This window comes from Deferribacterota bacterium (genome assembly GCA_034189185.1).
Taxonomy (GTDB): Bacteria; Chrysiogenota; Deferribacteres; order Deferribacterales; family UBA228; genus UBA228.
This window is the reverse complement of sequence record JAXHVM010000057.1, coordinates 1-11566: the sequence shown is the minus strand read 5'-3', so window position 1 is coordinate 11566 and position 11566 is coordinate 1. Positions and strand designations below refer to the sequence as shown.

Here is an 11566-nt window from a genome sequence, read left to right as displayed (position 1 = left end):
CATTTCTTCATTAAAAGTATCTTTTTTAAATTTACTCTTTAATTCATCCTCAATACCCTTAAATATATCATCTACTTCTTCTTTTGTCATAATTTATACGTTATTCTCCTTATTTTAATTTTTCAATTAACGCAGGAGCTATTTGATTTACATCTGCAACAATTAACACATCAGCAACTTCAGAAATAGGCGCTTCTTTGTCTTTATTTATAGCAATAATAAAGTTTGATTTTTTCATGCCAGCAACATGCTGAATGGAACCTGAAATACCACAAGCTATATAAACTTTAGGAGATACAGTTTGTCCTGTTAAACCTACTTGTCTTGAAGGTTCAAGCCATTCTGCATCAACTATTGGTCTACTTGCTCCAAGCTCTGCCTTTATCATTTTGGCTAGATTCTTATACATCTCAATATTTTCTTTCTTTCCAATACCACGGCCTACACTTAATATAACCTCTGCCTTTGTCAAGTCTACACCACCTGTTTCTGCTTCTTCATACCCTACTAACTTTACTCCATCACTGGCTTCACCATCGGTTATATCAATTACCTCACCTTTAAATTCATCGGGCTCATAAGTAAAAGCACCTGACTGGATTGTTAAAACATGCTTTTCCTTATTTGGTTTTATAATTGCATTTAATTTACCATTCAAAATTGGCTTTACAAAAACTTCATCTTTTATCTCTACTACTTCAGTAATAACAGAAGCATCTAAACTATTTGCAACCCTAGGGGCTAAATCCCAACCATAACTACTATGGGAAAATACAATCTCATCAATGCCTTCCTTCTTTGCCAAATTAACAATTAATTTTTTGTGCACCTCTGGATTGTACTCACCATATTTAGAGCTGTCAGCTAAATATACTTTACAGTCTACTTTTGGCAAATCTTCTTTATTGCCAACAGCAAATAATATATATTCTTTGTTATATTCCTTTGCATATCCTATTGTATCATAACAACCCTCAAAAAACTTGCCATCTCTATATTCACCTATAATTAATATTGCCATATTAACCTCCCTTTTATAATGTAAGTTTTTCCTTAAATAGCTTTAATACTTCACCAACTAATTCATCTGTTGATCCTTCTATAATACGTGCTTTACCCTTCTTCTCTGGAAAAGCTATTTTTTCAATTGTATAAAGATTTTCTGCCTTATCAAAATCATTAACTGAAAAACTTTTTAATTCTTTCCTTTTTGCCTTCATTATATTGGGCAACGTTGGATATCTTGGTATATTCAAACCAAGCTGGCATGTTAATACAGCTGGTAATTTACATTCAACTAAAGCCCTTATACCACCCTCAAGTTCTCTTTTTAATTTCAAAAGATTATCACCATATTCAAAGTCTATAACAGTTGTTACACAATTAACTTTTAATAGCTCACCCAAATGCGCACCTACCTGCGCTGATCCTCTATCTTCAGACTGCATTCCTAGGAAAACTATATCAAAATTCTTATCCTTTGCAAACTCATAGATAATTGATGCCTTTCTAAAAGGATCTTTTTTATATTCTTCATTATCCTCTATATGAACCCCCCTATCGCAACCCATAGCCAATGCTTTTTTTATTGCCTCTTCAACCCTTGATGGACCAATTGACAATACTGTTATATCAACCTCTGAAGCACCTAATTTCTCCTTTAACTGAACAGCCTCTTCAATTGCATATTCATCATATTCGTTCATTCGAAATCCAACGTATGTTTCTTTTACCCAATCACCATTATCATTAATTTTAAATTTTGATTCAAGGTCGGGTACTTGTTTGATACATACTAAAATATTCATAAATAACCTCCTCTATTGTATATGTTCATTTATTATTTCTGCTAAATCTTTAACATACATCATATCTTCATATCCCGCAAGTTTAATACCCTCTTCAAACATAGTCATACAAAAAGGACAATTCGATACTAAAATTGACTCACCAACATCCTTTGCCATTTTTATTCTCGTAAGATTAATCCTTTCACCTAGCTTCTCTTCAGCTATTATTCTTCCGCCACCTCCACCACAACAAAAACTATTATTTCTACTCTTCTCCATTTCTTTTACATTACCACCAAGAGTACGTATAATATACCTCTGTTCATCATATATATTATTATATCTACCAATATAGCATGAATCATGATAGGTGCAACCAAAGGTATTCTTTGTCAAAGTCAACTTTTTACCATCTATAAGTTCTTTAATAAAATTAATATAAAATACTACTTCTACATCCAAGCCCAAATCCCTATAATCTTTGTTTAACGTATTAAAACAATGTGGACACGTTGTTACAACCTTTTTAACATTGTATTTTTTAATATTTTCTATATTTTCATTAGCAATCATTTGATATAGATATTCATTGCCCATCTTCCTGGCAGGATCACCACAACACTTTTCTTCACTACCCATAATGCCAACTTTAATTCCTGCCTTGCTACAAATATTAACAAAACTTTTAGCTATTTTTATATTTCTTTGATCATATGATGCATAGCAACCAACAAAATACATAACATCAACATCACTATCCTCTGATAATAACTTCACTTCTGTGTTCTCACTCCATTTGTCTCTTTCTGCGAAGGCATTGCCAAAGGGATTACTATTTACTTCTATATTATTAATAGACATTTGGACCTCTTCCCCTGGGAATTTGCCATCCATTAAAACCATATATCTTCTCATATCTATTATTTTTCTAATATGTTCAATATCAGCAGGACATATTTCTTGGCAAGCCATACAGGTTGTACAAGCCCATATTGAATCCTCGCCAACCGTATCAATTAGAGAACCCTCTTTGTTTTCTCCAAAAGCTACTGTATTAATATCATTAACAACTTTCATAGGTGATAAAGGTTTATTTGTAGCATATGCAGGACATCTATCTTGGCATCTCTTGCATTTAGTGCAAGCATCTGAATCATATATGTCTTTCCACGAATATTCTTTAACATCATCTACCCCAAAAACCTCTCTATTTTCATCCTCAATATCTAATAGTGGTAGATTACCTTTAGGGCCATAGTCCTTAAATAAATAGTTAATTGAGGTTGTAAAGATATGTCTCAATTTTAAAAAAGGAATAGAGGCTATAAATGTGATAGAACATAAAAAATGAAACCACCATAAGAATTTATGACCTATTAATATTGTACTTTCTGAAAAACTAGTAAAAATTTTAGCAATAAAGAGGCCAACAGGTGAAAATAAAGCTAAATTGCTTTCGAGACTAATTTCAGTCTGTGCCATTCTCAAACCTTCTACTATAAAACCACTAATTAGAATTAACAACAAAAGTATATGTGTTATAATATCTTCGATTGTTGTCTCTAGCCCTTCAGGCCTAAAAATATACCTTCTTATTGCAAAAAATAAAACCATAATAATTGCTAATAAACCTGCTATATCTAAGAATAGAGAGAAAATTTTATAAAAAGATCCCTTTAAAAATTCAATGCCAAATATAGGATTTAGAAAATCTGCTTGAATAAATATAAGTGTTGTTCCAATAAATAGAATCAAAAATGACCAAAAAAACAAAGCATGTATACTGCCAATAGAGAAGACATTTAAAACTTTTTTTTGGCCAAAAGCATTACTTAAAAAATAAATAATCCTTTTATACTTATTATCAAACCTATCCTCAGGTTTACCAATCTTATAAACTTGGTACCTTTTATAGAAACCATATGCTAGAATAGAAATAGCAATAATAGCAAGCAAGTACATTGGAATCTGTACAGAATGACCAACATTCCAATATATTTCTCTACTCTCATTCATAATTATAAACCCCTAAATAACATATTAGATATTACTATCTTTTGAATTTCACTTGTCCCTTCGTAGATTTCAGTGATTTTTGCATCCCTATACATTCTCTCAACTTCATAGTCTTCAATATAACCATAGCCACCATGTATTTGCAATGCTTCATTAGTAACAAATCTTGCTACTTCTGATGCATAATACTTACACATTGCCGATTCCATAGCATTTGTTTTATCATTATCTTTTAACCAGGCAGCCTTATAAATCAATATTTTAGCTGTTTCTATCTTCGTTGCCATATCAGCAAATTTAAATTGAATTCCCTGAAATGATGATAAAGGTTTTCCAAATTGTTTGCGCTCTTTTGCATAGTCAAATGCTTTATTAAATGCACCCTCTGCAATACCTATTGCTTGTGCTGCAATCCCAATCCTACCACCATTAAGAGTTTCCATTGCTATTTTAAAACCCTGACCTTCATTACCAAGTAAATTCTTCTTTGGCACCTTTAAATCATTAAATGCAAAAGCTGTAGTATATGTGCCCCTTATACCCATTTTATCTTCATTCTTAAGTAATTCTACACCTTCAGATGATAGATCGATTATAAAAGCTGACAACCCTTTGTGTCTTAAAGATCTATCCTTTGTGGCAAAGATCACACCTATTCCACGATATGCACCATTTGTAACAAACAACTTAGAACCATTTATAATGTAATAATCACCTTCAGATTTATAATTCGTTGAAATTGAAGCAACATCACTACCAGCATCAGGCTCAGTAAGTAATATGCAACCTATCTTATCCCCATTTGTAAGCTTTGTTAAATACTCCTTTTTTTGATCCTCAGTTCCAAACTGATATATAGGATCACAGCAAAGCGATGTATGCGCTGAAATCAAAACTCCTGTTGATGCACAAACCTTTGAAAGTTCCTCAATAACAATAATATATGAAAGCACATCCATTGCAGCTCCACCATACTTTTCAGGTAAATATACCCCAAAAAAACCAAGTTCTCTCATCCTATTTATTACATTATCCTTAATAGTATGTTCTTTGTCATGCTCACTTGCATAATTTGCTAATTCATTTTTGGCAAACTCACTTACAACATTTTGTAAAACCTTATGTTCTTCACTCAACTCAAAATTCATAATACACTCCTTTATTTAGCAGTAAAATTTGCCTTTCTCTTTTCTAAAAATGCTTTCATGCCCTCTTTTTGATCATTTGTTGAAAACAATCTTGAAAATGCTAAACTCTCGTAGTTAAATCCCTCACTTTTGGACATATTTAAACCATTCACTATAGAATCTTTTGCAGCTGCAACTGATAATGGACCATTCTTAGTTATATTTTTAACCATAGCTAACGCTTCATCTAATAATTTATCCTTTTCTACAACCTTACTAACAATCCCTAGCTGCAATGCTCTATCAGCTTCTATAGGCTTTCCACTTAATATTAATTCTTTGGCTATATATTGACCAACTACGCGTGGTAGATTCTGAGTTCCTCCAAAGCCAGGAATTATCCCCAATGAAACCTCAGGAAAACCAAATTTTGCGTTTTTCGAGGCAATTATTATATCACAGGCCAAAGCCATTTCAAAGCCTCCACCAAAGGCATAGCCATTCACTGCAGCAATAAACACCTTAGAAGAACTCTCCATCATCTTAAGTATATTTATACCACTTTTCGCAAACTCTATAGCCTCTAAAACATTAAAATTAGCCATTTCTTTTATATCAGCACCAGCTACGAAAGCCTTTTCGCCTGAACCAGTTAATATTATAGCTCTTATATTTTCCTTTTTTTCTGTTGTACTTATAAAATCTCTAAACTCTCTAACAACCTCTAAATTAATTGCATTTAACTTATCTGGTCTATTGATTTTTAATAAGATATAATCAATATTTTCTTCCACTATTAATGTTTTATAATCCATATATAGCCTCATAATTTTTATTCATAATTATAAAAACCTTTACCACTTTTTCTGCCAAAATAACCAGCACTAACCATTTTATATAATAGTGGGCAAGGTCTATATTTAGGATCTTTAAACTCGTTATACAAAATCTCTAGAATGTATAATACTGTATCGAGGCCTATAAAATCTGCTAATGTAAAGGGCCCCATTGGTTGATTTGTTCCTAATTTCATAGCCTTATCTATATCCTCAATTGTTCCTATGCCTTCATAGTATGTAAAAATAGCCTCATTAATCATAGGAATTAAGATACGATTAACAATAAATCCAGCATAATCTTTCGACAATACAGGTTCCTTACCAAGTTTTTTAGCCAATTCAACTACAAACTGATATGTTTCATCACTTGTAGCCAAACCCCTTATAACTTCAACTAGCTTCATAACAGGAACGGGATTCATAAAATGCATACCTATAACCTTTGAAGGTCTGCTAGTTGCTGCCGCTATTTTTGTTATTGATATCGAAGAGGTATTTGATGCTAAAATCACTTCATCGCTAGTAACTTCATCTAGTTTTCTAAATATATCAATCTTTATATCCTCTTTTTCAGTAGCAGCTTCAATTATAATTGAGGCATCTTTTAATTCATCTAATTTATTAACTCTATTTATTCTACCTAGTGCTTCTTTTACCTGCTCATCAGATATTGTACCTTTTTTAGACTGTTTTTTTAAATTGCTTTCTATTGTGGCTAATGATTTTTCTAGCTGTTCACTTGATATATCTTGTAATTCAACTTTAAAACCGTTAAGAGCGCATACATATGCTATACCACTTCCCATCTGGCCAGCACCAACTACACCTATGATAAAAGCCATAAAAAAAACCTCCAAAATAATATAATTTTATAATTTAATAAAATGTTAATTGTTCTTTAACATAGATAATAGACAAAGTCAATATATTTTTTTTATAATTAATTCGTGAGAATCAAAGATTATTAATATTATAAATAATCTTATTATTTATAAATTAAAATAATTAATATTTTTAAATATAGTTTTTTTGCAAATTAAAGGGGGAATTTCACAAATATAGATAAAAATAAGATAAGAATTAATTATATTTACTAAAATATAATATTTTAGACTATATACAACAATACATAACAATGAGTTGGAAAAATTAAAAATATATAGAATACTTTACAAATGAAATTGACATTTAATTATTTTTGACATAAACCATACAAAAATATTCTCATATAAAAAATTATCTATATTACATGTAGTTCATCTAACTAACAGCTCCAATACTGCAAGAATAACATAAAAAATATGGCTATTTTGTTTAAATAGCCATATTTTTTAAACTACCTCTGGTATATGAAAATATTGTAAAATCAAATTTTACATTGTATCTTTTTGTGTTTTTGATATCATTTTTTGTATATTCTTCTCTAATACCTTTGGAAGGCCAAGTATTTTAGTATTCAAAAACCCTTGTGTTATTAGGGTAACAGCTTCATCTTTGCTCAAACCTCTTGACATTAAGTATTCTATCTCTTCCTCACCAATTGGACCAATTGCTGCCTCATGTGATAAATTGCTTTTTGGTGCTTTATCAGCTACAAGCTCTGGAATAGCATACATTGTGGCACTTTTAGAAGCTAAAATACCTCTACAATCTAAATGTGCTTTTGCACTATCATTCTTACTAATTAATGTACCCCTTGCATAAATTGTAGAATTATCATCAACAATCGCTCTTGAGATTGCCTGCCCTGAAGTATTGTCACCAGACAATATTACCTTTGAACCAACGTCTATGTTAGATCCTTCTTTCCCATAGAGGATTGAGTTAAACTGGGCTTTTGCATTTTTACCAATTAAATTAGCAGAAGGAAACATCTGAACAGATTTGACAGGTTTTAATAATACATAATTACTAATAAATGTAGCATTTTCCTCAACAATTGTTGCTGATCTTGGTCTCACATGAAAGTCATCTGCCCAATTATGTATCATTGTAAATGTTAGCTTTGCATTCTTTTTTACATAAAATTCAGAAATACCAATATGCAAACCCTCTTTAACCTTAGGTGGTACAGCACATCCAGTTATCAGCTGAGCCTCTGCACCTTCTTCAACAATTATTATATTATGAACATTTTGCACTTTTGCATTCTCTTGCATCATTAAACAAGCTTGGATGGGCTTATCAACCTTCACACCAGGCAATACCCTTATAAAATAACCATGCATAGGTTTTAACTCTGCATATGCAGTATATTTATCTTTATCCACATTGACAGCCTGCCACCAATATTGACTCATCTCTGGATATTTATCTAAAGCTTCATTAACGCTCATTATCTCAATCTTATTCTCATAGCTTTCCATTATCTTTTTATAAATTACTGAGTGATTAATTTGCATAAATGAACCAGAACGGTTGCCTTCTGTAAAATCCACACCAGCTAATAATGCAGCCTCCTTTATCTCACTCGGCATCTTATCTAAGTCATTACCTTCTTCAAATTCTTGAACTTCTTCATACGAAGTTAAATCAATATCCAACCCATATTCTGCCTTCTTGTTGATAGCACTTTGTGCTAACTCTTTATATTTCTTAGCTAAATCTATTTGCATTCCCCACACCTCCTATATCCGTTTTTTCTTACTTCTTCTAAAATATCTCTAGGTCCTCCCTCACAAACAATCTTACCATCAAACATAATATATCCTTTATCAGCATTAACATAATCTAATATATAACCTGTGTGAGTTACAATTATTCCACTTTTATAGCGCTTCTTTATCTTTTCGTCTTTACCTAAAAGCCTATTTATATTTTCACTAATTAATGCAATATTTTCAATATCTACACCTGATTCTGGCTCATCTAAAAGAACCAACTTAGAATCATTGCATAACAATTGAAAAACCTCAGACCTCTTCAACTCTCCACCTGAAAAACCGAAATTAACCTCCCTATCTAAATAATCCTGTACATTTATTTTATTTGCAAAATCTCTAATGACTTCTTCATCATCTTGTCTTGAAATAATATACGCCAATTCTCCAAGGGTCACGCCTCTAATTGATGGTGCTTTTTGAAACATTATCCCAATACCTAATCTAGCGCGTTCATCAGGCATCATATTTGTAATATCAATATTATTAAACAATATTTGACCATCTATTATTTTATACCTGGGTAACCCCATTATAGTATGCAATAGTGTTGTCTTGCCGCTTCCATTTGGTCCCATTAGAATTATTACATCACCTTCTTTTACTTTTAGATCTACCCCTTTCAAAATTAACTTATCGTCTACTTGCACATAAAGGTTTTTTATCTCTAACATAATCTCTCCTTAATAAGAGTATTTTTATCTTAATTAGATTATAAGCTAATAATTATTTTTTGCAATAGGAAAATTTACCTCAATATACCAAATAATTCTTTAGCTTTTTTTCCAGAAGGTAAGCTCTTTTGAAAAGATTTTAAATAGCTTTTATATATTTTCTCTAAAGTTTTAGCTCTAGCATTATTAACTCCAAGTAAACATTTATCAGTCAACTCTTTATACAATACATCAGCTAGTGTATTTCCCGTATACTTATCTAGTGAAACCTTAAATGGAGTTGATTCACTCAATTCATCTTTTGTCGAATAAATAATATCTCTTGTTATAGGATCAATGATAGAAAAAGCCATCTCTCCCTTTAATGCAACATCACCTGAACACTTAATAGAAGCTCTACTTGATCTTTCAAAACTTAGATCAAGTGGCACTTTTGATCCCATTTCAATATTCTCAACAGCATCTAGATTAATCTTTGGTACTATTAAATAATCAATTTTCTTCTTGTCCTCTTCAGTCAATGTATCAAAATCATCAACAAAATCCACTATAAAATAGCCTTTACTAACAACTATAGATTCAATTGAGGCCTCTAAGGCTTTTATAAATTCTGTTTGACTTGCAAAAGCATTACCTTCATAAGGGAATTCGATCATACTTCCTTTTTTATTATTACCCCCAAAATCCATCTTTAAAATTGCAACATTAACATTTAGCTTTTCTTCTGATTCCTTTGGACTGGCTACATCATACATAGGGCTTGTGGGAGCTGGATCAATAACTAAACTCGTGGAAGTAGCTGAGCAATTATATATCAACAACAATAAATTCACAAATAAAAAAAATTTTAAAACATATTTTATCATCAAACACCTCCAATAAAATCAAAATTACCAGTATTTATAGTTTATATCAACAATTAAATTTAATTCTTTCGCTATATTTTCCCATGCCACTAATTTAAAATTTTGATGCCCGTCAGGCATAGTATTTTTATCATCTTGTGCAATAAAAAAACCATAGGGAAATTTATTATTAATACTTTGATTGATTACATCACACCCATCAGTATGGGATACACCATCAATTTTATCTTTATAATTGTCAACAATTTTAAAACTACCAACATATTTATGGGGTGGTTTTCTATTATATATATCAAAGCGATCAGCTCCTTGACTTGAGACTATTATATATCCACTTCCACCCTTGCTATAATAAATAGTTACACCCTCTACCTCTTCTGATAAATACCCACCTTTATCTGCACTATCAACCAAAACTGGTTTCAGATTCCCTTGTTCTCTAATATTATATTTCCATAAGCCTCTCTCCTCTTCTGAAACAAAGAGATAACCATATTCATCATCAGAAACACATCCTTCAACCTGACTTTTTAATTTTAATTTCCTTACATAATTTAATTCAATTTTATCACTATTTACTATTTTCCACTGTTCTATTAAACCACTTTTACTCGTAACAAAAATATAATAATTGTCATTATCTTTATTATGGTACATACACAGCCCATAAACCTTCATTTTTAATTTAGGTGTACTTGTTGCTATAGGTATTAATCTTCTATTTATTTTATCAATCCTAAAGAGAACCATTCCATTAAATCTTCTATCTGTTGCTGCAACTAAATCTATTGTCCCATTATTTGTTTTATAATTATAACGCACATCTACATTATTAAATAAACCAGAACTATAAAATCTAAACATCTCACCATTTAAATTATATAAAGCTATTCCTTCTTTCTTAAGAGCGCCTATAATAAAGCTGTTTGACATGTTATCTTCATCTATCCAAATAGCCATATCATCCGCATCATCCCCCCACCTATAAACTGGAGTGGTTTCAAGAGAAGGGTATACTTTTACAACTTTTCTATTAATTGAGCTATCGTCATTAAATGTACAGCCAATAATAGTTAGTAAAAAAAATAACAAGATATATTTTGTTATTGAACCTATATAATTATTTGTCAAATTTACCTTTTGCCCAATCTTGAAGAATTTTAAGCTTATCTTTAGTTATTCTAGAAGAAGGATGCCCAAGTCTATACATTAACGGAGGCATCCTTCCCTCTCTAACAGCTTCCACAATCATCTCCTTAATAATATTCTCAATTGATTTATATTTATCCCATTCAGTAAAGTTAATACTTGCCCTACCACTGTTTACATCCCTTTTTATAACCCAAGAAATTGGAGCAATTTTATTATACCATGGCCATTTTGTCAAATTAGAATGACAATCATAACAATTATCTCTTAGAATACTGATAACCTTATCTGGGGCATCTATTTCTTGTTTTACAGGCGGATTTTCAAAGCTAACAGGTATAAACTGAATTATTATAAATATTATTAAAACAAAAATTAATAAATAAAAGATAACTTTTTTCATACCTTTATATTATAATTTATTTTAACATATAATAATTTAATT

The 11566-nt window shown here is 30.9% G+C and carries 11 protein-coding genes; all 11 read right to left on the bottom strand.

The window, feature by feature from the left end:
* Nucleotides 1-109: 109 nt before the first annotated feature.
* On the bottom strand, nucleotides 110-1021 hold the full coding sequence (locus SVN78_05545) for an electron transfer flavoprotein subunit alpha/FixB family protein (protein ID MDY6821066.1): 912 nt from the start codon (nucleotides 1019-1021) through the stop codon (nucleotides 110-112).
* 13 nt (nucleotides 1022-1034) lie between these two features.
* The gene (locus SVN78_05540) at nucleotides 1035-1808 is read right to left on the bottom strand and encodes an electron transfer flavoprotein subunit beta/FixA family protein (protein ID MDY6821065.1); all 774 of its coding nucleotides are present in this window, start codon (nucleotides 1806-1808) and stop codon (nucleotides 1035-1037) included.
* A gap of 12 nt (nucleotides 1809-1820) precedes the next feature.
* The gene (locus SVN78_05535; protein ID MDY6821064.1) at nucleotides 1821-3806 is read right to left on the bottom strand and encodes a heterodisulfide reductase-related iron-sulfur binding cluster; all 1986 of its coding nucleotides are present in this window, start codon (nucleotides 3804-3806) and stop codon (nucleotides 1821-1823) included.
* A gap of 2 nt (nucleotides 3807-3808) precedes the next feature.
* Complete coding sequence (locus SVN78_05530; GenBank protein ID MDY6821063.1) at nucleotides 3809-4954, bottom strand: acyl-CoA dehydrogenase family protein; 1146 nt, start codon at nucleotides 4952-4954, stop codon at nucleotides 3809-3811.
* 11 nt (nucleotides 4955-4965) lie between these two features.
* Nucleotides 4966-5748 (bottom strand): enoyl-CoA hydratase-related protein, encoded by a 783-nt coding sequence (locus SVN78_05525; protein MDY6821062.1) that lies wholly within the window; start codon nucleotides 5746-5748, stop codon nucleotides 4966-4968.
* 17 nt (nucleotides 5749-5765) lie between these two features.
* Nucleotides 5766-6614, bottom strand: a complete 849-nt coding sequence (locus tag SVN78_05520; GenBank protein MDY6821061.1) for a 3-hydroxybutyryl-CoA dehydrogenase — start codon at nucleotides 6612-6614, stop codon at nucleotides 5766-5768.
* 531 nt (nucleotides 6615-7145) lie between these two features.
* Nucleotides 7146-8387: a SufD family Fe-S cluster assembly protein gene (locus tag SVN78_05515; GenBank protein ID MDY6821060.1), complete on the bottom strand. Its 1242-nt coding sequence runs from the start codon at nucleotides 8385-8387 to the stop codon at nucleotides 7146-7148.
* The gene (locus tag SVN78_05510; GenBank protein ID MDY6821059.1) at nucleotides 8378-9106 is read right to left on the bottom strand and encodes an ABC transporter ATP-binding protein; all 729 of its coding nucleotides are present in this window, start codon (nucleotides 9104-9106) and stop codon (nucleotides 8378-8380) included. Before SVN78_05510 ends, SVN78_05515 begins: the two co-directional genes overlap by 10 nt.
* 74 nt (nucleotides 9107-9180) lie before the next feature.
* Entirely contained in the window at nucleotides 9181-9972 is a 792-nt protein-coding gene (locus SVN78_05505) for a hypothetical protein (protein ID MDY6821058.1), read from the bottom strand.
* A gap of 24 nt (nucleotides 9973-9996) precedes the next feature.
* Nucleotides 9997-11103, bottom strand: coding sequence for a phytase (locus SVN78_05500; protein ID MDY6821057.1), 1107 nt, complete (start codon nucleotides 11101-11103; stop codon nucleotides 9997-9999).
* Nucleotides 11093-11524, bottom strand: coding sequence for a heme-binding domain-containing protein (locus SVN78_05495; GenBank protein ID MDY6821056.1), 432 nt, complete (start codon nucleotides 11522-11524; stop codon nucleotides 11093-11095). Before SVN78_05495 ends, SVN78_05500 begins: the two co-directional genes overlap by 11 nt.
* Between the last annotated feature and the right edge of the window lie 42 nt (nucleotides 11525-11566).